Raw genomic sequence first — 21,131 nt, forward strand, 5'->3', positions numbered from 1 at the left:
TAGGTGAAGAGGCACCGTTTTGCTCGTAATCGTCTGACGGGCTTGGTTGCGGCATAAAGCCGGGGTAGTTTGTGAAAGTGGCTATATTGCTGAGCAAGAGGGGCAACTTCGGGTAGAGGAAGCCTGCGGGCAACGCATCCGCACAAAAAGGCGTCCATAGCTTTCAGTAGCAGCCCACTGCAGTAGCTATGCGGCACTGTTGTTGCACGGCTGCCGCTGCTCTACTTTCCCCGCACTTGCGCAAAATCCCACCTGTTGCCATGAAATTGGTTTTTCTTATTGTCTTGTTTGTGCACACGTCCTTACTGGGGCTGGGCCAGAAAAAGACGCCTGCTCTAGCCGAAGGTGTTGCGCCCTCAACTGTAGAACGCGTGGAGCGGGCTTTGGCTTCCGATGCCATGCAGGGGCGCGGGGTGCCGGCCGGAGCAGCTAAAGCAGCTCAGTTTCTGGTAGCCGAGTTTGAGCGAATCGGGCTGCAGCCCCTGCCGGGCCTCTCGTCATTTGAGCAGAAGTTTACGGTATTCGAAACCCGCACTACGGCGTTGTTCGTGCAGCTGAACAACACCACCGTACCCAAAGACAAGACCCTCCTGATTTCGGGGGAACCCCACCTGAACTGGGCCGACGACGACCAGAGTGCCCGCGTGATGGTTATTGGCGCGGAAGCAAACCTGATGAAAGTGCTGCGGCCGCTGCTGCAGCCCACCGAAAACGTCGTCGTGTTTATTGACCCTGCTCATGCCGCTGCGTTCAAACAGGTGGCCGAGTATGTGAAGCACAGCAACCTGCGCGCCGAAAAGCCGGGGCCCTATTCAGTGGTAATGGCCCTAGCGGCAGTGGGCAATGGTGCCGTTAAGTACCGTGTCGCGGCCAATACCACCGTGCGGCCCGTGGAACTGCGCAATGTAGTGGGCATATTGCCCGGCCACGAGCCCGCCCGTGCGGCCGAGCAGGTAATATTTTCAGCCCACTACGACCACCTGGGCCTGATAACCAAAGTAGCCGGCGACTCTATTGCCAACGGCGCCGACGACGATGCCAGCGGTACTACGGCCGTGGTAACCTTAGCGGAACACTTCAAGAAACGTGATGACAACGCCCGGCCGCTCATTTTTGTGGCTTTCACGGCCGAAGAAATAGGCGGGCTGGGCTCACGCTACTTTGCCAGCCAGCTCAACCCCCAACAGGTAGTAGCTATGTTCAACATTGAAATGATTGGTAAGCTGGCCAAGTTCGGCCCTAATACCGCGTTTATCACGGGGTTCGATAAGTCAGACTTCGGGACCATTCTGCAGCGCAATCTGCAGGGCTCCGGTTTCCGGTTCGAGCCCGACCCGTACCCCGAGCAGAACCTGTTTTACCGCTCCGACAACGCTACCCTGGCCCGCCTGGGCGTACCAGCCCACAGCATCAGCACCGACCAGATTCCAACGGACAAGCTATACCATAGCGTTGATGACGAAGTGGAAACGCTGAACCTCGTTAATATGACTGGCGTTATCAGCGCCATTGCGCAGAGCGCTAAAAGTATCATCAGTGGTCAGGATACGCCTACGCGCCTCGTTGTAGAACCCGGCCAGGCTGCCCGCTGATTCGCTTATATTCCCCGTAAAGCAGCAACACCCCGGCACTACTGCCGGGGTGTTGCTGCTTTAGTACTTGTTCCTCTATTGCTTTTTCTGTTCTGGCTTGGCTGGCAACATCACTGTATCGGGCGTTGCCGGAGGGGAGGCCGGCTCTGCAGGGGGCGAGGAGCTTTCGTGGAGCCGGGCCAGCGCCCAGGCCGGCGGCGAAGCGGGCTCAGGGTCCCCAAAACCAGTGATAGTAACTTTGGATGCGGGCGCTAGACCCTGCGCCCGGGAGGAGAGTGGCTGATGAGCAACAGCGCCAGCAGCAGTAAAAAGCGGTAGAGTGTTTGCATAAGGGGGCTGTAAGGGGAGAATGCAACAAAATTACAAAATATCTATATGAAGTTCAATCACACAATGATGTGAGGAGCTAACACGACGCAAAACGGCCGCTTTTGCCGGGTTACTTCCCGTACGGAAATACCCCGGCAAAAGCGGCCGCTGATAGTTATTTGTGCTCCTTATTTAGGCAGGCGCAAACTCAGGCCAGTGCCCAGTAGCAGTCCATTGTTGTTGAGCTGATGGCCAGCTGTTACATCTACTCGGAAACCAGGTACGGGGCGCCAGGATACGCCAGTGTTTATGCCTTTCTGCCAGGAAAACCGGCCGATGGCGTACGCCTCGGTGAAGAAGCCGAAGTTGCCGCCAAGGGGGCCATTCAAGGCCAAAGACGCCGTGTACTGCCCAACCTTGGTATCGGCCGCCCGAAAGCCCCGCTGCCGAAAGCCAAAATTGCCTTCCAGCCCGTAGCGCTGCCCCAGCAGCTGCGACACCAGTAGGCGCGCACTGGGCTCATAAGCTTTATTAACGAAAGATGCATCCCCGTTGGGCAGCGTTAGTTCTGTTAGAACTACTACCTGGGAACGGGCATTCTGCACCGTAGAGGCCAGAAACTTGGCGCCTACCGTAAGGGGCGCGAGGCCCGCTGGCGAAGTTGGGCGGCCACTGGCCTCGCCCGTAGTCAGGCGGGCCAGTGGGTGCAAGTAACCCTGCGTGGCGCGCAACTCGATATGGTTGAAAAAGCCAACGCGCAAGGTAGCAGTCGACATAGCCCGGTGGCGGCCAAATGCTTCCGAAGCGGGAAGCTGCTGAATACCGGCATCTACTTGTACCTGACCGGGGTACAGCATGTTAGTGGTGATAGTCACCCCGGGCCGGTCGGGGCGGATATTCCGTACAAATGGAGAGTCGGTCAATTCGTTGCCCGATGTTTGGGCCAAGGAGTGGGTGGCGGCGCCTAACAGCGCGGCTGCACCCAGCAGAATGGTCTTACGCATGCAGACCGGACAGCCCACGCTACGTGAAAGTTCAGAAAGGGGTTGCTCAAACTTGCTGGATACGGCATTTTTTTTAAATAGTTACACAGATAGGTTATATGTTTATATACATTCAGCTATCTGCATTCAATTTCTGACTTAATCCGGGGTAAGCATGCCAGGCACAAGGAAAGCCGTACACCGCGCTGACTGTTGCTTTACAATCGATATGCGATGTTACGGCGGTGTGCTCCGGACTGGCGGAGCACCGGCGGATGGTTAGTCGTCTTCGTAGTCAAGGCCCAGCAGGCTGTTTAGCACGCCCTGAATTTCGCTGGCGGCGTGCAGCTGGCCGGCCTTGCGCGCTACACTAAGGCCGGTGCGGTATACTTTCTCCGCCTCGTCGGGCTGCTTCAGCTGTTCCAGAAGCTTGCCAGCATGATAGTAAGTGCCCACGTACTCAGGGTGCTCCGTGAGAAGCTTATGATAAAATCCCCAGGCTTTCTGCGGATCAGTAGAGCGGTATTCGGTGGCTAGAGCGTAAATCGTGAACGGGTCGTTCGGGTCGTCCTGGTAAAAGGCCAGAAGTTGCTGCAGGCGGCTGGGAGGAGTTTCCATAGGGGAGGAGTTTTCAGTATCTTTGCCCCAAATTTGGGGCTTTCCCGTAGTATATCGTTCACTCAAGTCGTCATAGATGAAGTTTCTCGTTTGCATCAGCAACGTGCCTGACACGACCACCAAGATTACCTTCACGCCCGATAACAAGGAATTCAACAAGGCGGGGGTGCAATTCGTTATCAACCCCTGGGATGAGTACGCCCTCACCCGCGCCATTGAGCTGAAGGAAGTGCAGGGTAGTGGCACGGTTACGGTACTGAACGTAGGGGAAGCCGATACCGAACCAAATATTCGCAAAGCCCTGGCCATTGGCGCCGACGATGCCATCCGGGTAAATGCGTACCCCAAGGACGCCTTCTTCGTGGCGCAGCAGATTGCCAGCATTGCCAAAGACGGCGGCTACGACGTGATTCTGATGGGCAAGGAAAGTATTGACTACAACGGCTTCCAGGTGCACGGCATGGTAGGCGAGCTGCTGGGCATCCCCACCGTAGCCCCGGCCATGAAGCTCGATATGAGCGGCAACACGGCCACGCTGGAGCGCGAAATTGAGGGCGGCAAGGAAATCGTGGAGGTAAATACACCTTTTGTGGCCAGCTGCCAGCAGCCCATGTGCGAGCCCCGCATCCCGAATATGCGCGGCATCATGACAGCCCGTACCAAGCCCCTGAAAGTAGTAGAGCCCACCGGCGACGCCTCCCGCACCCAGGTAACGGAGTACCAGCTGCCGCCCAAAAAGCAGGGTGTGAAGCTGATTCCCGCCGAAAGCGCCGGCGACCTGATCAAGCTGCTCCGCAACGAAGCCAAAGTCATCTAGAAACTAATTAAGAATTGGTAATTAAGAATTAATAATTGCTTCAATGGCCGCAACAGCCGCAAAGCATCAAGTCTTAATTACTAATTCTTAATTACTAATTGAAAAACGTATGTCTGTTCTAGTAGTAGTAGAGTGTGATAAGGGCGAAGTGAAAAAGTCTTCGCTGGAAGTGGCTTCGTATGGCAGCCAGGTGGCCCAGCTGCTGGGTACCACCGCTACGGCGGTGGCCGTGGGCGAGGCCTCCGAGGCCAGCCTGGCCCAGCTGGGTGAGCAGGGCATCAGCAAAGTGCTTTACGACGCCGAGCCCCGCCTGAAGGACTTCGTAAACGGGGCCTACACCAAGCTCATTGCCGCTGCCGCGCAGCAGGAAGATGCCAAGGTGCTGGTGCTGGCCAACTCCAACGTTGGCGCCTCCGTGGGCTCCCGCCTGGCGGTGCGCCTGCAGGCCTCGCTGGCTACCAACGTGGTGGAGCTACCCAAAAACGATGGCGGCCAGTTCACGGTAAAGCGCGGGGCCTTCTCGGGCAAAGCCTTTGCCGAGGTGGTGCTCACTGGCGACCGGAAAATCATTGCCGTCAAGAAAAACTCCATTGAGGCCCAGCACGAAGCCGGCAAAAATGCTACGGTGGAAAGCTTCTCGGCCCAGCTCTCGGATGTTGACTTTGCCGATGCGCCCAAGCAGGTAGTGCTGCAGGATCAGGCCGGCGGCATCCTGCTGCCCGAAGCCGACAAGGTAGTATCGGGTGGCCGCGGCATGAAAGGTCCCGAAAACTGGGGCCTCATCGAAGATCTGGCCAAGGCCCTGGGCGCGGCTACGGCCTGCTCCAAGCCGGTATCCGACGTAGACTGGCGCCCTCACCACGAGCACGTGGGTCAGACAGGCATCACCGTGTCGCCGAACCTGTACATTGCCTGCGGTATTTCGGGGGCCATCCAGCACCTGGCCGGCGTAAACTCCAGCAAGGTGATTGTGGTCATCAACAAAGACCCCGAGGCTCCTTTCTTTAAAGCGGCCGACTACGGCATCGTGGGTGACGTGTTCGACGTGCTGCCGAAGCTCACGCAGGCGGTGAAAGAACTGAACTAAGCGGAAAGAATAGCGTAGGGTCTTGGAGACGGGGTTTGCTGCAAACCGTGTTTCCGGGGCCCTACGCTGTTCTTTTCGTGCCAGCTCCGGTGTGCAAAGTCTTTGTTTCTTTGCGGCGGCAAGTTTTTCATCCCTAAGCCTTCAGACTCCAAGTTCCTATTCCCTTGAAAAAAATCCAGCTTGAAATCCTGGGCCTTTCTTCCAGCCAGTCTCAATCTGGCTCGTTTGCCCTGATTCTGGGGGAGAAAACCGGCAACCGGCGCCTGCCCATCATCATTGGCATGTTTGAGGCCCAGAGCATTGCCATCCAGATCGAGAAAATCAGCCCCAACCGGCCGCTCACCCACGACCTGTTCAAGTCGTTTGCCGAGCAGGTGCACGTGGCCATTCTGGAGGTCATGATTTCGGACCTGAAGGAAGGCGTGTTCTACTCGAAAATTGTGTGCTCCGATGGGGCCACGACCTTTGAGCTGGATGCCCGTCCTTCCGATGCCATTGCCATCGGTCTGCGCTTCGGTGTGCCGATATACACTGTGGAAAGCGTGCTGAGCGAAGCCGGCATTATTCTCTCGGACCTCGACGAAAACACGGAGGAAACCGATGATGAAGATGACGACGAGGACGATGACGACACCGGTACTGCCGACCGGCCGGCTCCTACCACGCCGAAAGAGCCCAGTGGGCAGGTTTCGCTGGATGAGCTGACGAAGATGCTGGCCCAGGCCCTGGAGCGCGAAGACTACGAGAAGGCTGCCAAAATTCGCGACGAGCTCAACAAGCGCAACCCATAAAAATTATCAACGACGGCTTTTCTACTTCTGGAAAAGCCGTTTTCGTTTCCTCTGACTGTTTCACACAATTCTCTTCATTACGCTATGCTCACCATTCCCGAAGCCGATTTACGGTACCCAATCGGGCACGCCGAAGTCCCACAGGAACCCCTTACGGATGGACGCCGCATTGCGCTGCTGGCCCAGCTGGCCGTGCTGCCCGACCAAGTGCGCGTGGCCGTAGCCGGTTTGCACCCCGAGCAGCTTGATACGCCTTACCGGCCCGGCGGCTGGTCGGTGCGCCAGGTACTACACCACTTGCCCGACTCGCACATGAATGCCTACGTGCGGATGCGCCTGGCTCTGACGGAGGAGCTGCCTACCATTAAGCCCTACGAAGAAGCTGCCTGGGCCGAGCTGCCTGATGTGGCTGCTACGCCCGTAGCCGTATCCCTGGCCTTGCTGGAGGCGCTGCACATTCGGTGGGTGACGCTCATGCGCCAGCTGACGGAGGAGCAATGGGGAAGGCGCTTCTACCATCCCGGCTCCCAGAAAGAGTTTTCGCTGGACCAGGCCCTGGCGCTGTATGCCTGGCACGGGCGCCATCATCTGGCCCACATCACCAGCCTGCGCCAGCGCGAGAACTGGTAGGCTGTAATGTGCTGATTTTTGAATGTGCTGAGGTGCTAATGTGGTAAAAGTGTCATTGCGGGCATGTGGCGCATCAAGCCAGTGTCGAAGCAATCTGTCCCGCACAAAACCAGAATCGTTCTTTTACCAAAAATCCCCTGACGTTAGCGCTTACGTCAGGGGATTTTTACATTCCAGGGCTTTGGACGTTGCTCAGGACGGATGGCGGCGTCGTGCCTCCTCGCTATGACCCGTTCTTTTCATTGGCACTTCAGCACATTCAAAAATTAGCACATTAACCGCTATACTTCCGACAGCGGCTCGCTGGCCAAGGCTTCGAGGCCGCCTTCCGTGGCGTCGTCAACTTTTTTGGCGGCACGCACGAGGCTGCTGCTGAAGATAAACTCGCGCAGCTCGGGCACCTTGGCGCCCAGTATTTCATCCTTCGTCCCGTCCCAGAGCTTCAGGCCCTTGTGCATGAAAATGATATGGTCGCCGATTTCGACCACCGAGTTCATATCGTGGGTGATGACGACAGTAGTGATGTTGTACTCGTGGGTGATTTCGTAAATCAGCTCGTCAATTTTGATGCTGGTAGCGGGGTCGAGGCCGGAGTTGGGCTCGTCGCAGAACAGGTACGTACAGTTGGGCGCAATAGCCCGCGCAATACCTACCCGCTTTTTCATGCCGCCCGAAATTTCGGAAGGCATCTTGTTGCCCGCGTTTTCGAGGCCCACACGCTTCAGGCAGAACTCCACCCGGTCGCGACGCTCTTCCCGGCTCATGTCGGGCGTGAGCATCTTCAGCGGAAACTCCGTGTTTTCAAACACCGTCATGGAGTCGAACAGCGCCGAGCCCTGAAACAGCATCCCGATTTTGCGGCGAATTTCCTGTCGGATCTGCACCTTATTGTTGGTGAAGGTGGTGCCATCAAAGGTGATACTGCCGATGTCGGGTTTCATCAACCCTACAATGCACTGCAGCAGTACGCTTTTGCCCGTGCCCGAGCCGCCCAGCACCAGGTTGCACTGCCCGCTCGCAAACGTGCAGGTAATGCCCTTCAGCACCTGATTGCCATCAAAGGCCTTCTGAATGTTATGGACTTCAATCATGATGGAATGCGCTGATGTGCTGAGACGCTGCATGTGCCAATGCTCAATCACATCAGCATATTCAGCGTCTCAGCACATTAAAGTAGTACAGCTGCCAGCACGTAATCGGCCAGCAGAATGGCAATGATGGAGTTGGTAACGGCACCCGTGCTGGCTGCTCCAACTTCCAGCGCGCCGCCTTTGGTGAAGTACCCCTTGTAGGCCGATATAGCCGATACCAGAAAGGCGAAGACCACCGATTTGATGAGGGCGAAGGCAATGTTGTAGGGAATAAAATCGGTACGAATTCCCTCCACGTACTCCGAGGCCGACATGGCGCCCGAGAGCGTACCGGCCAGATAGCCGCCCAGAATAGACAGGCCCATAGCCAGAATCACCAGCAAAGGGAACATAAGCAAAGCCGCCAGGATCTTGGGTAGCACCAGATAAGAGGCTGAGTTGATGCCCATTACTTCCAGCGCATCAACCTGCTCGGTGATGCGCATGGTGCCCAGGCCGCCCGCAATGCTGGAGCCTACTTTGCCCGCCAGCACAATGCTAGTGATGGTAGGTGCCAGCTCCAGAATCGTCATTTCGCGCACCATATACCCGATGGTGCTTTTAGGAATGAGGGGATTGGTGAGGTTATAGGCAATCTGCACGCAGGTAACGGCTCCAATAAAGGCCGACACAATCATGACGATAAAGATGGAGTCGATGCCGATGAGAATGGCTTCATCGAGGGTCCGCTGCCAAAGAATTTTAACCCGCTCAGTGCGCGTGAGCATGCTTTGCAGGAAGAGAATGAATTCGCCAAAGGTTTTGACCATACAAAGCGCGAAGTGTAGCAGAAATACGAAAACTTGCGAACCCGCCCAAGCTCAACCAAAATGGTGGCGCGGCGGTTTGGGCAGGCATACGTAAAACGAGGTTCAACAAGCAAAGGAATGCAAAAATTAATCGTAGTAACGGGCGGCACCAAAGGAATAGGGCGCGCCGTAGTAGAGCGTTTTCTGGCCGCCGGGCTGCCCGTCGTCACCTGCGCGCGCTCCGCTGCCGACCTACTGGTGCTGAGCAGTGAGCTGGCCCGGCAGTATCCCGACACGCCCGTGTACACGCTCGCCGCCGACCTCAGCCAGCCCGAGGACACGCAGCGTTTCGTGTCGTTTGTGCGGGAGCTGGAAGGCAGCGTAGAAGTGCTGGTAAACAATACCGGCGGCTTCGAGCCCGGCCGGCTGCAGGACGAGCCCGCCGACGGCTCCCAGCTCCGCCGCATGATTGACGTGAACCTGTACAGCGCCTACGACGTGACCCAAGGCCTGCTGCCCGACATGATTGCGCGGCGCCACGGTCATATATTCATGCTATGCTCTACGGCCAGCATCATGGCCTACACTAACGGTGGTTCTTACTGCATAGCTAAGTTTGCCTTGTACGGCATGACGAAAGTGCTGCGCGCCGAGCTGCAGGAACATGATATCCGCGTGACGGCCATTTTGCCGGGTGCTACGCTCACCAACAGCTGGGCCGGCGCCGACCTGCCCGCCGAGCGGTTTATGCGCCCCCAGGACGTGGCCGAGTCCATCTTCGCCGCCTATTCTCTCTCGCCCCAAGCCGTGGTAGAGGAACTGCTCATGCGCCCGCAGCTGGGGGATATTTAGAAGGGCTCATTCCTCATTGACTACAATGCCTTCGCCTTTGATATCAATGAGGGTGGGGGAGCCAGTGTAGTAAATAGTGCCGGAGCCCGAGTGGGTGCCGCCCAGCAGGCCGGTAGCCCGCACCCGGGCGCTGCCGCCGCTGTCGTGGTTGGTAGTGAAGTAACAGTCGCGGGCCAGCAGAGTAGTTGCCTGCAGGTTGCCCAGGCCGCCAAGGGTAAAGTGCAGCTCGTCGGTGCGGCCGCGCAGCTGCATGTCGCCCAGCTCATATTGACTGATAGCCAGATACCGGCAATTTACTTCCAGGTCCACGTCGCCGGCACCCACAATATGGCAGAACAGCCGGTCGGCCCGAAACACGCCGGCCGTGCGGAGGCTGTTCTCGCCCCGCTGAAACAGATTAAGCACTTTGGGCAGGTGCACGGTTACTTCGCGGGGCACATCGTAGCGGCGCACCCAGTTGCAGCGGCTGGTATTGCGAATGACAAGGGCGCTGTCCTGTACGGTCAGCTCCAGGTCTTCCTGCAGGTTACGGCCCGTGCGCACTTCCGCATAAAAGGCCGTGTCCTGCACCAGCGTCACGTCCACGTTGTCGTACACCGTGAGGGTATGAAACGCGGGTAGCGCGCGGTGCGTGGTGCGGATGGGGCCGGAGCTTTTCAGGCAGTCCAACTCGTGGTCGGCCCGGCAGGCAGTGAGCAGCCCGGCTAGTGCCAGCAGCCCTGCCCAACGCCCAGGCAGCCACAAGCGGTTATCTTGTACCCGAAATCGTACGCCAAACGTCATTCCAACCATTTTTCTTTATGGACCTAAGCGGCAAGGTAGCCATTGTCACGGGCGTCAGCAAAGGCATTGGCCGCGCCACGGCTGAACTATTGCTGGAGCGCGGCGCCACGGTAGCAGGGTGGAGTCGCTCCGCCCCAACCGGGCTGGCGCACGAGCGGTTCCACTTCGTAGCCTGCGACGTGAGCCGGGAAGAATCGGTACAGCAGGCGCTGGCCGCCACCCAGCAGGCAGTAGGGCCGGAAGTTCACGTCCTCATCAACAACGCCGGCTTGGGTATTATGGGCGCGGTGGATGGCTTCGCGGCCGACGACTGGTGCACGATGTTCGATACCAATGTGCACGGCACGTTCTACTGTGCCCGAGCTGTACTGCCAAAGATGAAGCGGCAGCAGCTGGGGCACATTCTCAACGTGGCTTCCTTGGCCGGCACGGTGGGCAGCGAGAACATGGCGGGCTACTGCGCTACCAAGTTTGCGGTGCGCGGCTTTTCGGAGGCGTTGTTTAAGGAAGTTCGCCAGTTCGGCATCAAAGTCACCTGCCTGAACCCTGGCTCCGTGGAAACCAGCTTCAACGGTAAAACACCCGGCGCCACGCCTACTTTGGGCAAGCTGCAGGCCGAGGACGTGGCGGCCGTCATCGTGCATACCCTGGAGGCGCCTTTCCACGTTCTGATTTCGGAGCTGGATATGCGACCTTTGCAGCCGGGGAAATAAATGACGTTACTCGTTATTCTTGCATTGCTGATTTATTGCCTTCGGCAATTGCGGCAAGCCTTGCCACATCGGCGCCAAACGAAACGCGTTTTTGTTTGGTTGGCTATTGCTTGGCTGGTAGTGCAACTACTTGGCGCCTTGCTGCCATTTGCTGCAGGCTACTAAAGTTGACGGTTCGTAAACGCGGTAATATCAATGGTAGAAATCCAACACCTAACCAAGTATTTCGGCTCGCAGGCTGCTGTCAACGACATCAGCTTTGCGGCGGGGAAAGGCGAAATCCTGGGTTTCCTAGGGCCAAACGGTGCGGGCAAGTCCACCACCATGAAGATAGCCACCGGCTACCTGCCGCCCAGTAGCGGCACGGTGCGCGTAGCCGGGTTCGATGTGGTGGAAAACCCGCTGGAAGTGCGCCGCCGGGTGGGCTACCTGCCCGAGCACAACCCGCTCTACCTGGATATGTACGTGCATGAGTACCTCGAATTTATCGGGCGGGCGCACAACCTTTCGGGCAGCGGGCTGCGCCAGCGGGTGAAAGAACTCGTGGGCCGCGTGGGCCTCACGCGTGAGCAGAACAAGCAGATTGGCGCCCTCTCCAAAGGTTACCGTCAGCGCGTTGGGCTGGCACAGGCGCTGGTGCACGACCCGCCGGTGCTCATCCTCGACGAGCCCACCACGGGCCTCGACCCCAACCAGATAAGCGAAATCCGCCAACTGATTCGGGAGCTGGGCCAGGATAAAACCGTCATCTTCAGCACCCACATTCTGCCCGAGGTGCAGGCCCTCTGCGACCGGGTGGTCATCATCAGCCGCGGCCAGCTGGTAGCCGACTCGCCGGTGCGGGAGTTGGGCGCGCTGGCTCAGGGCGAAACCATCATCCGCGCCGAGTTTGAAGGCGGCATTGACCCCGCCCCACTGCGGCAGCTGCCGGGCGTGAAGCTGGTAGAGCCGGGACCGGGCAATACCTGGCGCATCCGCGTGGCCGGAACTGCTGATCAGCGCGGGGCCATTTCGCGCCTGGCTGCCGCGCAAGGCTGGGTTCTGCTGGGCCTGCGCCAGGAAGAGCAGTCGTTGGAGCAGGTGTTTGGGGAGCTGACAAAGTAATGCTCAATGAATGATCTGAGTCGTATCAAAACGTGGTTAGAGGCTGGTCGTCAAATCGGCAAAAGAGCACCTGTCGAACAAGATGGAAGCACTTTTTGGTGGTCAGTTGGGATTCAACAGTGGCAAGGAACATATAAGGTGTTTTTTGACAAGTTTGACGAGTCTCAACGTGTGGACTATGGCTCCGAAACCGAGGAAGTAATACAGGTTACAGACATAGATGCGCTTCCGGCGCTGATAAAAGCCAAGTCACCTTTCAACATTGAGGAATTGACACCTTTGAAAGGCCAAAAAATATTTAGCCCTAGTTTTTGAATGTCAATCTTAAACTGGGTTTCTGATTCAGAATAGAATGTTCGCCATACTTCGCAAAGAATTCAACGCTTTCCTAAACTCCCCGGTGGCTTACGTGGTCATTGGGGTGTTTCTGGTAGCTACCGGCCTGTTCGTGTGGGTATTTCCCGACAGCAGCGTGCTGGACTACGGTTTTGCCGATTTGCAGACGCTGTTCAACCTGGCCCCCTGGATTTTCCTGTTCCTGATTCCGGCCATCAGCATGCGCACCTTCGCCGAAGAGAAGAAGGCCGGCACCATTGAGCTGCTGCTCACGCGCCCCCTCACCGACGGGCAGCTGGTAGGAGGGAAGTACCTGGCCTGCCTGCTGCTGGCTTTGCTGGCGCTGGTGCCCACGCTGCTTTACTACTACTCGGTGTATCAGCTCGGCAACCCAGTGGGCAATATCGATTCAGCAGCGTTTGCGGGCTCCCTGCTGGGGCTGGCTTTGCTAGCGGCGGTGTTTGCAGCCATTGGCGTGCTGGCTTCGGCCCTCACCCGCGACCAGATAATTGCCTTTCTGCTGGCCGTGGTGGGGTGCTTTCTGGTCTACTCGGGCTTCGATTCGGTGGCTTCGCTGTTTGAGGGTGCACCGGCCTATTACATCGGGCAGTTCGGCATTGCCGCCCACTACCGCGACATGAGCAAGGGTCTCGTCGATTCCCGCGACCTAGTGTACTTCTTCAGCACGGTGGCCCTTATGCTGGGCGCCACCCGCCTGGCCCTGCGCAGCCGCAACTGGTAACCTTACTCTTCTGTCAACTGACCATCGTCAACTGACAACGCTACATGGAACAACCCGCTCCGTCTTCTTCCGCTTCCCGCAAACAGCGCGACCTGCTGCGGTTTGGCCTGTTTGCGCTGGGGCTGCTGGTACTCAACTTTCTGGCCCAGCAGTTCTTCTTCCGTCTCGACCTCACCGCCGATAAGCGCTACAGCATGTCGGCGGCCACCAAGCAGTTGCTCAGCCAGATGCCCGAGCCGGTAACGGTGACGGTGTACCTGGCCGGCGACTTTCCGCCTGCTTTCCGCCGCCTCTCCCAATCAACCCGCGAAACCCTGGACGAAATGCAGCTGCAGGCCGGCTCCCGGCTGCGCTACGTGTTCGTCGATCCGTCGGCGGCTTCGTCGGAGGAGGCGCGCAACAAGGAGTACCAGCGGCTTATCCAAAAGGGGCTGGCGCCTACCAACCTCGGCGCCAACGAGAAAGGCAAGCGGGTCGAGAAAATCATCTTTCCCTGGGCTACCATCACCGTGGGCAACCGCGAGCAGAACGTGCTGCTGCTGCGCGGCAACCAGGCTGCTGCGCCCGACGTGCGCCTCAACCAGAGCATCGAAGGACTGGAATACGAGCTGGCCAGCGCCATCCGCCGCCTGCAGCCGGGCCAGCGCCGCGTGATTGGCATTGTGGAGGGCCACGGTGAGCTGGACAACTTGCAGATGGCCGACATGATCAGCACCCTGCAGCGCGACTATAACGTGTACCGCGTGGATTTGAGCAAAGTGCCTAGCCTCAAGCCGCTGGCCGCCGTCATCGTGGCCAAACCCCAGCGGCCCTACACGGAGGAAGAGAAGTTTAAGCTTGATGAGTACATCACCCAGGGCGGCCGGGCCATGTTTTTCGTGGATCAGATGCGCGTGAACCTGGACAGCGCCAACCGCGGCGGCATGCTCTCGTTTCCGCAGGAGCTGAATCTGACGGATATGCTTTTTAAGTACGGTGTGCGCCTCAACGGCGACCTGCTGCTGGACCTCAACTCGGGCCTGATTCCGCTGGTGACGGGCATGACGGGCAACAAGCCCCAGGTGGAGCCCATGCCCTGGCAGTTCTACCCCATCGTCAACGCGTTCAGCCCGCACCCCATCACCCGCAACCTCGACGCGGTGTACCTCAAGTTTGCGGGTACCATTGATACGGTGAAGGCTCAAGGCATCCGCAAAACCCCACTGCTCTTTACTTCCCGCTATACCCGCGTGCTGCCCGCTCCGGTGCCTGTCAACCTCAACGACGCCCGCCTGCCGCCTGACCCTAAGCTGTACACGGCCGGCCCCAAGCCCGTGGGCTATCTGCTCGAAGGCCAGTTCCGCTCCCTGTATGCCAACCGTGCCCGGCCCGGCACTACGCAGTTCCAGCCCGCGCAAAGCCCCCAGGCCCGCCCCGGTAAGGTGTTGGTGATGTCGGATGGGGACTTTGCCCGCAACGACGTGGACACGAAAACCAACCGACCCCTGCGCCTGGGGTACGACCGGCTAGCCGCCACCGAGTTTGCCAACCGCGAGCTGGTGCAGAACGCCGCCGACTTCCTGCTCGATGAGTCCGGGCTGATTGCCGTGCGCAGCAAGGAAATTACCCTGCGCCCGCTCGATAAGGTGAAAGTAAACGAGCAGCGCCGGGGCTGGCAGCTCCTGAACCTAGTGGCACCCCTGGTGCTGCTGGCATTGTTCGGGCTGGTGCGGGCCTGGCTGCGGAAACGCCGATACGCGTCGTTTGGGGCGGAGTGAGGTGCTAGCGGTAGTGAGGAGTCCTAAACTGCCTTTTTCTCGAACTAATTAATTCCCCGTCTTCTGAATACCTGCTGATAGTCATTCTATTTACTATTCCTGGTAAGTATCTAACCTTGCGTAGGAGTTCCAATTGGCTGTTTGAATAATAACGCCTTTGGACAGATCCAAACAAACGTCGATGGGATTTATCTTTTGGTTTCCCGTCTGCATAGTATTCATAAGAATGGCTTCTGAGTAGGCCTTCGCGTTCTATTCTTTTCAAAGAAGCATCGAGATAATATTCTTTTAGAACATACCTGCGGAAGAGATTTTCACTTTTGGCGTTTTTATTATATCGTTTGCTGTTGTATTCATATTTTGTTAGAATAAATACACTATCTCTATTGAGTGTATATACTTCCTCGCTCCAATCTTTACGCTTTTTGTTTTCAAAACTCTTATACTGAAGAGTGGCTAAAAGAGAATCCTTCTTAGAGCGTGTTTGGGAATTTATGAAAACGTCGTTTCTGTCATGCTGAGCCTGCCGAAGCATCTCTACCGCTTCGTTGAAAAAGCCCCAAACGAAGCGGTAGAGATGCTTCGGCAGGCTCAGCATGACGTTCTTTTCAAATTCCCAAACACGCTCTTATTGTAAAATCGCCATATTCCTGTTCTGCCAGTAATGCCTTGTTGCTTATATTCCTCGGTGCCATTACTGTCAACAATAACTTCGCCCGCGCCACCTCTATATTCACCTAACGAATAGCTGCCATCTTTACAATGAGCTTTCCAGATGCCAATAGGCTGGCCATTCTTATACTCGCCAATTACATAGTCAGTGGTGTCATTGAATAAGTTTTCTTTTCTTGTCGTATAAACGTGTATTCCTTCATAAAGGCCGTTGCTGTTCAACTTGTTCAGGGTATCCCCCTTTTCATTTATTGCATAACTATTATGATAGTGGACGTTCGAATAATCAATTTCACACAGCTGAGCGGTTGCTGATAAAGAAATTACGAAGAATAATAGTGTAGATAGTATCTTCTGCATAGATTTTTTTATTTAATGAGTTTCAACTAATTTCTGACCCAGAACCGACGCGAGTATAGCGTAGCGTAACTCATGACCGGCCATAGGATGGACGCTGAGCCTCCACTGTCACTGAGGCGGCAATATAAAGCCACGGATTCTGCTTCTTAGAGGGTGTTTGGGAATTCAGGCTCGATTAAGGGCCATGGTGATGTTGGCCAGCAAGAGCCAGGCGGCGTGGCTAGCAGGGGTGAATTCGTAATCAACGACGACCCGGCGAAAGCAGGCCAGCCAAGCGAAGGTGCGCTCGACGACCCAGCGCCGGGCCAGCGGTACGAAACCGCGCTGCGTGGGCGGGCGGCTGCTGATTTGCTGAGCCACCCCCAAGCTCAGCAGGTGGCGGGTGAAGCGCCCACGGTAGGCCGCATCGGTGAGCACCAGCTGAAGGCGCCGCGCCCACCAGGGGCGGTGGGGCAGCAAAGCCAGCGCGCTGGTGCTGTCATGGCGGTGGGCCGCGTGCACGTGCGCGGCCCAGATGCGCCCGCCCGAATCAACCAGTAGCTGACGTTTGCGGCCATTGACGAGTTTATGCGCGTCCAGGCCGCGGTGTTCGTAGATACGCGGAGCCAGCTTGACGCTTTGGCTGTCGATGCAAGCCAGCGCCGGGGTAGGTTCGCGGCCGTGTGCCACCCGGTCCAGGGCGTTGACGACCGTGTTGAGTTGCTGCCACAGGCCCAGACGCTGCCAGCGGTAGAAATAGTAGTACACCGCCGTCCAGGGTGGGAACTGCGGGGGTAGCGCCCGCCACTGACAGCCGGTGCGACACACGTAAAGCAACGCATCGAAGACGTGACGCAAACACAGGCGTCGGCGCCGTTGCACAGGCAGCAGCAACTCGATAACTTGCCATTGCGAGTCAGTAAGGGGTTGATAGCCGTCAACCATAAGCCGGAAGGAGCCTAGGAACTCCCCCGGCAACTTACTGACTCGCTTTTATTTACTCCCTACCCAATTCCCAAACACCCTCTTAAACACCAGCATCATTCTCCCGGAAACGCGCATAATTTTCCAGAAGCGCCCGAATATTAGCAGCCCCTATGGGGTTGGCCGAGTGCACGTTGATGCTTGGCACCAGCAGTTCCTGCTCCACCAGCCACTTGGCGCAGTCGTAGCCCCTTTTCCGCTCGCAGTTGCGGGTTTCGTCCCAGCCCAGGTCGTGGTCGAAGGATATTTCCGTTGGTATGCCTTGCTGCTCAATGGTGGCCACGAACTCCTTGAAGCTGCGCACCACCGTCCAGCCGCTGCCGCGGGGCGTGCGCAGGTCGTCGAGGTAGAGTTTGTAGGGAGGAGGCATAAAAGGAAGAAATTACAGCGCCGTTAGCGGCTGAGCCATGTGATGGACGTGCAGGATATCTACTCTATCCGGATCAATGATTTCGTACATAATCCGATAACGACCTTCCAGCAGCTCACGCACGTTGGCCACCTGATACTCGGGTACAATGCGCCCGATGCGGGGCAAGCTGCCCAAAATATCCGTTCGGGCAATCAGCCGCTCAATCAACTGCTCTGCGTAGGTTCGGGAAATAGAGATAGTATAGTCCCGAATACCTGCCAGGTCTTCCAGCGCAGCGTTGGTCCATCTTACTTGAACCATGTCTTGACGAGCTGTTTGGCTTCTTCGTGCGAAACCGTCTGGCCACGGCGGCTTTGCTCGCGGCCCTTTTCAATCTTCTCGATAAGCAATAAGCGTTCAATCAACTCTTCCAGCTCAAACGTGTCGGGAAGTTGGTCGAGCGTGGCTTGCAGCAGTTCCTTGGTCATGGCAGTGGCGGTTAAGGCTTACTAAGGTACAACTTCTCCTGCCTGAATACACCGCCGCCGCTAATGAAGCGAAGTAGCTTTAGGCCGCTGTAGCTGCGTAAACGCCAGCGCACGTCATTCCAAACCCTCAACCTTTCAGTTCTTCCAGCATTTCCTGCAGTAGCTCGGCTTCCCGCTCCAGGCCGGCCAGACGGGCTTGTAGCAGCCGTTGCGGGCCGGCGCCGCAGGTGTAGAACAGGGCGTACTCGGCTTCGCCTTCCAGCAAAGCCAGCCAGTTTTCTTCGCGCTCTGGGTGGCGCACCGGGCCGGTCCAGGCGCGAAGGGCGGGCAATGCGGCCAGGCGGGCCTCGTAAGGAGCGGCCTGGCGTTGCAGCCGTAGCCGGCTGATGTGGTAGCGGCAGTAGCTGAGGCGGTCTTCGAGGGGAGCCGGGGCAGGCGCGGGAACGGGGAGGGACGGCGGTGCCGGCTGCGTGGTGCCATCCGGCTGCAGTACCTGGCCCAAAGTAGCCAGCAGCAGCCGCGCTTCCTGCACGCCGGTGCCAATGGGCAGCCCCTGGCTGCCCCGCTCGGCCAAGGCCAGGCTCACCCTCGGTATTCCCAGCCAACTGGCCAGCAGCTCTTGCGTGAGTCCCAGGCAGGCGCGTAGTTCTTTGCTCATAACGAATGCTGCTAAGTCTCAAACATTTTCCAACCTAACAATTTATAATGTTTACTCTGAAAATGTTTGTAGTGGGGTGCAGAAGGCCAGTGCCAGGCTCAGTTGACTTAAAGCAGGTAGGGGCGGGGCTTGTCCCCGCCCGTTGTTGAACGAACCTTGCATCCGTCGTTCAACAACGGGCGGGGACAAGCCCCGCGCCCAACCGGGTACACATGCCGGGCAGATAGCCTTCCTGAATACCCTTGCGGTCCTGTTTGTTGCCGTATGGGTAGGAATAGCAGTAGCTACAGTAGGTAGTGGACTGATCCACTGGCTGGCGGCATGAGCTGTCCTTTACCGCTAGAAAACCCCGCCGCCGTTGCCTATCTTTGTCCTCTTCCAAAAAAGCCCCAAACCGCCCGCTATATGAAGTTCATCGTCTCGTCTTCCGCCTTGCTCAAGCAGCTGCAGAGCATCAATGGCGTGGTCACGAACAACCCCGTAGTGCCCATTCTGGAGAACTTTCTCTTTGAAATCGAAGACGGCAAGCTGACGATTACGGCCTCCGACCTGGAGACCAGCATGATAACCGAGCTGCCGGTGGAAGCCCGCGAAAGTGGCCGCATTGCCGCCCCCGCCCGCATCCTGCTCGACACGCTCAAGAACCTGCCAGACCAGCCCGTAACCTTTACGCTGGACGAGGAAACCTATACCATCGAAATTGCCTCGGCCAATGGACGCTACAAGCTGGCCGGCGAAAACGCCACCGACTTCCCCCGCGTGCCCGTCGTGAAGGGTTCGGCCCCAATTGAAATGCCCTCATCGTCCCTGGCCCGGGCCATCAACAAAACCATCTTCGCGGTGAGCACCGACGAGCTGCGCCCCGCCATGACGGGCGTGCTCATTCAGCTGGCCGACGCGCAGGTAACCTTCGTGGCTACCGATGGGCACCGCCTGCTGCGCTACCGTCGTCAGGATGTGGGGGCGGGTCAGACGGCTAACCTCATTGTGCCGCGCAAAGCTTTCAACCTGCTCAAAAATGCGCTGCCCTCGGAGGCTACCACGGTGCGCGTGGAGTTCAACCACTCCAACGCCTTTTTCTCCTTCAACCAGATGCGCCTGGTGTGCCGCCTGATTGACGAGCGGTACCCCGACTACGAAAACGTAATTCCGGTGAGCAACCCCAACAAGCTCATCATCGACCGGGCGGCCCTGCTGAACTCAGTGAAGCGCATTGCCATCTACTCCAACAAAACTACCCACCAGGTGCGCTTCCGTCTTGCCGGCTCGGAGCTGACGGTTTCGGCCGAAGACCTGGACTTCTCCAATGAAGCCAACGAAAAGCTGGCCTGCCAGTACGATGGCGAAGACATGGAAATCGGCTTCAACGCCAAGTTCCTCATCGAAATGCTGTCGAACATTGACTCCGAGGAAATAACCCTGGAGCTGAGCACCCCCAACCGCGCCGGCCTGCTCATGCCCACCATTGCCGACGACAACGAAAGCATCCTGATGCTGGTGATGCCGGTGATGCTGAACAACTACGTTTAAACTTGAATGTGGCAAATGTGAAAAATGTGCTGAATGTGGTTCAAAGCCATGTTCAGCACATTTTTCACATTTGCCACATTCCTCACATTTGCCACATTATGAAAAAGTCTGAAATCCGCTTCAGCATCGCCCTTGATGACCAGAAAGTGCCCGAGGCCATCAGCTGGCAAGCCACCGACGCGGGCCCTGATATTCACTTTGCCAAGGCCATCAACATCAGCCTCTGGGACCGGGACGAGCGGGGCACGATGAAAATCGACCTTTGGACCAAGGAAATGCCCGTGGATGAAATGAAGCATTTCTACGTGGATACCATTGGAGCCATGGCCGAAAGCATCATCACCGCCACCAACGACTCCGTAATGGCCACCAAGATGCGCACCCTCTGCCGCGAGTTAATGGCCCACCTCGAAGAGGAGCAGAAAAAGCAGAAGTAATCCGTTGCCAGCCAACGCAAAAAGCCCCGCCTGATAACTCAGGCGGGGCTTTTTATATGAATTCCGATTTTCGGCGGCTATGTAGCGCGGAATGGTAAGCCTAGCGGCCGCGGGCCCGGGTGCTGGCGGGCGTAGTGCGGGGCGTTTCGGCAGTAGGAGCCAGTACGGCGCCTTTGCTACTGGCCGGAGCCGGGCTCTGTACCGAGTTTACGAAACGAGTATTCGCGGCCGTTGTCGCGTAGTCCCGGTCGTACTTGTAGAACGAGGCGCGGGAGCCGTAGTAATTGCTGTACTGGTCGGTGCTGAGTACGGCCTGCAACTCCCGGTCGCGCTCCTTGCATACGCCCTGGCACTGCTCATCAATGAGCTTGGTGTTGCCGGCGTGCTTTTGCTCAATGGCAGCCATCTTGGCTATTTTGTCTTCGTTGATGGACCGCAGCCGGCTGGCCTGGTAGCCATTGAGGCGTAGCTGCCGCACCATCTGGTCGGAAAGGCGGTCGGCGCGCTCGGCTACTACGGGGTTAAGTCGCGGCGTAGTCTGGGTTTTATCCTGACGGGTGGCAAGTTGGTTGTTCTGTTGAGCCTGCGCTCCGGTAGCCACCGAAGCCAGCAACAGGGCCGTAAAAGCAAGTGTATGTCGCATGGTTTGGTTCGTTATCGGGGTAAGAGAACAGCGCT

Annotated in this window: 26 protein-coding genes; 13 read left to right on the plus strand and 13 right to left on the minus strand. The window is 57.4% G+C overall.

All coding sequences use genetic code 11. The features are described from left to right. Nucleotides 1-260: 260 nt before the first annotated feature. A complete protein-coding gene (locus LRS06_RS17825; RefSeq protein ID WP_257872736.1) occupies nucleotides 261-1,592 on the plus strand; it encodes a M20/M25/M40 family metallo-hydrolase in 1,332 nt (443 codons plus the stop codon). Nucleotides 1,593-2,089: 497 nt separating this feature from the next. Here the strand turns inward: LRS06_RS17825 and LRS06_RS17830 are convergent, their stop codons facing one another. Together LRS06_RS17830 and LRS06_RS17835 are read right to left on the minus strand one after the other, a co-directional pair. Continuing rightward, nucleotides 2,090-2,905, minus strand: a complete 816-nt coding sequence (locus tag LRS06_RS17830) for a transporter (protein WP_257872737.1) — start codon at nucleotides 2,903-2,905, stop codon at nucleotides 2,090-2,092. Between the two features lie 258 nt (nucleotides 2,906-3,163). After that, nucleotides 3,164-3,502, minus strand: coding sequence for a tetratricopeptide repeat protein (locus tag LRS06_RS17835; protein ID WP_257872738.1), 339 nt, complete (start codon nucleotides 3,500-3,502; stop codon nucleotides 3,164-3,166). Nucleotides 3,503-3,578: 76 nt separating this feature from the next. Between LRS06_RS17835 and LRS06_RS17840 the strand changes: the two genes are divergently transcribed. The 4 genes from LRS06_RS17840 (at nucleotide 3,579) to LRS06_RS17855 (ending at nucleotide 6,827) form a co-directional block, all read left to right on the plus strand. Further along, on the plus strand, nucleotides 3,579-4,319 hold the full coding sequence (locus tag LRS06_RS17840; RefSeq protein WP_257872739.1) for an electron transfer flavoprotein subunit beta/FixA family protein: 741 nt from the start codon (nucleotides 3,579-3,581) through the stop codon (nucleotides 4,317-4,319). Nucleotides 4,320-4,428: 109 nt separating this feature from the next. Then, nucleotides 4,429-5,406 carry an electron transfer flavoprotein subunit alpha/FixB family protein gene (locus LRS06_RS17845; RefSeq protein WP_257872740.1) on the plus strand — a complete coding sequence of 326 codons (978 nt, stop codon included), beginning with the start codon at nucleotides 4,429-4,431 and terminating at the stop codon, nucleotides 5,404-5,406. Between the two features lie 164 nt (nucleotides 5,407-5,570). After that, entirely contained in the window at nucleotides 5,571-6,197 is a 627-nt protein-coding gene (locus LRS06_RS17850) for a bifunctional nuclease family protein (protein WP_257872741.1), read from the plus strand. 84 nt (nucleotides 6,198-6,281) lie between these two features. Continuing rightward, nucleotides 6,282-6,827 carry a YfiT family bacillithiol transferase gene (locus LRS06_RS17855; protein WP_257872742.1) on the plus strand — a complete coding sequence of 182 codons (546 nt, stop codon included), beginning with the start codon at nucleotides 6,282-6,284 and terminating at the stop codon, nucleotides 6,825-6,827. Nucleotides 6,828-7,108: 281 nt separating this feature from the next. Here LRS06_RS17855 and LRS06_RS17860 read toward each other — a convergent pair whose 3' ends face one another. Then, nucleotides 7,109-7,918 (minus strand): ABC transporter ATP-binding protein, encoded by an 810-nt coding sequence (locus tag LRS06_RS17860; RefSeq protein WP_196955884.1) that lies wholly within the window; start codon nucleotides 7,916-7,918, stop codon nucleotides 7,109-7,111. 77 nt (nucleotides 7,919-7,995) lie between these two features. Beyond that, the gene (locus tag LRS06_RS17865; protein ID WP_257872743.1) at nucleotides 7,996-8,727 is read right to left on the minus strand and encodes an ABC transporter permease; all 732 of its coding nucleotides are present in this window, start codon (nucleotides 8,725-8,727) and stop codon (nucleotides 7,996-7,998) included. 117 nt (nucleotides 8,728-8,844) lie between these two features. On the opposite strand from LRS06_RS17865, the gene LRS06_RS17870 reads away from it, so the two are divergent. Beyond that, a complete protein-coding gene (locus tag LRS06_RS17870) occupies nucleotides 8,845-9,558 on the plus strand; it encodes an SDR family oxidoreductase (protein WP_257872744.1) in 714 nt (237 codons plus the stop codon). Between the two features lie 6 nt (nucleotides 9,559-9,564). Here LRS06_RS17870 and LRS06_RS17875 read toward each other — a convergent pair whose 3' ends face one another. Beyond that, nucleotides 9,565-10,341, minus strand: a complete 777-nt coding sequence (locus LRS06_RS17875; protein WP_257872745.1) for a head GIN domain-containing protein — start codon at nucleotides 10,339-10,341, stop codon at nucleotides 9,565-9,567. Between the two features lie 17 nt (nucleotides 10,342-10,358). Here LRS06_RS17875 and LRS06_RS17880 point away from each other — a divergent pair, with 17 nt between their 5' ends. The 5 genes from LRS06_RS17880 (at nucleotide 10,359) to gldG (ending at nucleotide 14,993) form a co-directional block, all read left to right on the plus strand. Continuing rightward, the gene (locus tag LRS06_RS17880) at nucleotides 10,359-11,054 is read left to right on the plus strand and encodes an SDR family oxidoreductase (protein WP_257872746.1); all 696 of its coding nucleotides are present in this window, start codon (nucleotides 10,359-10,361) and stop codon (nucleotides 11,052-11,054) included. A gap of 195 nt (nucleotides 11,055-11,249) precedes the next feature. Then, nucleotides 11,250-12,158: a gliding motility-associated ABC transporter ATP-binding subunit GldA gene (gldA, locus tag LRS06_RS17885; RefSeq protein WP_257872747.1), complete on the plus strand. Its 909-nt coding sequence runs from the start codon at nucleotides 11,250-11,252 to the stop codon at nucleotides 12,156-12,158. A gap of 6 nt (nucleotides 12,159-12,164) precedes the next feature. Further along, on the plus strand, nucleotides 12,165-12,473 hold the full coding sequence (locus LRS06_RS17890) for a hypothetical protein (RefSeq protein WP_257872748.1): 309 nt from the start codon (nucleotides 12,165-12,167) through the stop codon (nucleotides 12,471-12,473). Between the two features lie 37 nt (nucleotides 12,474-12,510). Continuing rightward, nucleotides 12,511-13,236, plus strand: coding sequence for a gliding motility-associated ABC transporter permease subunit GldF (gldF, locus tag LRS06_RS17895; RefSeq protein ID WP_257872749.1), 726 nt, complete (start codon nucleotides 12,511-12,513; stop codon nucleotides 13,234-13,236). A 44-nt stretch (nucleotides 13,237-13,280) separates the two neighbouring features. Continuing rightward, a complete protein-coding gene (gene gldG, locus LRS06_RS17900; RefSeq protein WP_257872750.1) occupies nucleotides 13,281-14,993 on the plus strand; it encodes a gliding motility-associated ABC transporter substrate-binding protein GldG in 1,713 nt (570 codons plus the stop codon). 4 nt (nucleotides 14,994-14,997) lie between these two features. Here the strand turns inward: gldG and LRS06_RS17905 are convergent, their stop codons facing one another. The 7 genes from LRS06_RS17905 to LRS06_RS17935 all read right to left on the minus strand — a co-directional run bounded on the left by LRS06_RS17905 (nucleotide 14,998) and on the right by LRS06_RS17935 (nucleotide 18,486). Continuing rightward, nucleotides 14,998-15,591 (minus strand): hypothetical protein, encoded by a 594-nt coding sequence (locus LRS06_RS17905; RefSeq protein WP_257872751.1) that lies wholly within the window; start codon nucleotides 15,589-15,591, stop codon nucleotides 14,998-15,000. Beyond that, complete coding sequence (locus tag LRS06_RS17910) at nucleotides 15,585-16,025, minus strand: hypothetical protein (RefSeq protein WP_257872752.1); 441 nt, start codon at nucleotides 16,023-16,025, stop codon at nucleotides 15,585-15,587. Before LRS06_RS17910 ends, LRS06_RS17905 begins: the two co-directional genes overlap by 7 nt. 165 nt (nucleotides 16,026-16,190) lie before the next feature. Further along, nucleotides 16,191-16,949 carry an IS5 family transposase gene (locus LRS06_RS17915; RefSeq protein ID WP_257870962.1) on the minus strand — a complete coding sequence of 253 codons (759 nt, stop codon included), beginning with the start codon at nucleotides 16,947-16,949 and terminating at the stop codon, nucleotides 16,191-16,193. 82 nt (nucleotides 16,950-17,031) lie between these two features. Continuing rightward, nucleotides 17,032-17,358: a cyclic-phosphate processing receiver domain-containing protein gene (locus tag LRS06_RS17920; protein ID WP_257872753.1), complete on the minus strand. Its 327-nt coding sequence runs from the start codon at nucleotides 17,356-17,358 to the stop codon at nucleotides 17,032-17,034. 12 nt (nucleotides 17,359-17,370) lie between these two features. After that, nucleotides 17,371-17,661: a type II toxin-antitoxin system RelE/ParE family toxin gene (locus LRS06_RS17925; protein WP_257872754.1), complete on the minus strand. Its 291-nt coding sequence runs from the start codon at nucleotides 17,659-17,661 to the stop codon at nucleotides 17,371-17,373. Beyond that, nucleotides 17,649-17,828 (minus strand): hypothetical protein, encoded by a 180-nt coding sequence (locus LRS06_RS17930; protein WP_257872755.1) that lies wholly within the window; start codon nucleotides 17,826-17,828, stop codon nucleotides 17,649-17,651. Before LRS06_RS17930 ends, LRS06_RS17925 begins: the two co-directional genes overlap by 13 nt. Before the next feature lie 127 nt (nucleotides 17,829-17,955). Beyond that, a complete protein-coding gene (locus LRS06_RS17935) occupies nucleotides 17,956-18,486 on the minus strand; it encodes a hypothetical protein (RefSeq protein ID WP_257872756.1) in 531 nt (176 codons plus the stop codon). 405 nt (nucleotides 18,487-18,891) lie between these two features. Between LRS06_RS17935 and dnaN the strand changes: the two genes are divergently transcribed. Continuing rightward, a complete protein-coding gene (gene dnaN, locus LRS06_RS17940; RefSeq protein ID WP_257872757.1) occupies nucleotides 18,892-20,016 on the plus strand; it encodes a DNA polymerase III subunit beta in 1,125 nt (374 codons plus the stop codon). A 98-nt stretch (nucleotides 20,017-20,114) separates the two neighbouring features. Continuing rightward, a complete protein-coding gene (gldC, locus tag LRS06_RS17945) occupies nucleotides 20,115-20,453 on the plus strand; it encodes a gliding motility protein GldC (RefSeq protein ID WP_196955875.1) in 339 nt (112 codons plus the stop codon). Nucleotides 20,454-20,553: 100 nt separating this feature from the next. On the opposite strand, the gene LRS06_RS17950 is transcribed toward gldC, so the two are convergent. Beyond that, nucleotides 20,554-21,096: a hypothetical protein gene (locus LRS06_RS17950; protein WP_257872758.1), complete on the minus strand. Its 543-nt coding sequence runs from the start codon at nucleotides 21,094-21,096 to the stop codon at nucleotides 20,554-20,556. Nucleotides 21,097-21,131: the final 35 nt, after the last annotated feature.

Origin of the sequence: Hymenobacter sp. J193 (assembly GCF_024700075.1) — a bacterium.
Classification (GTDB): domain Bacteria; phylum Bacteroidota; class Bacteroidia; order Cytophagales; family Hymenobacteraceae; genus Hymenobacter.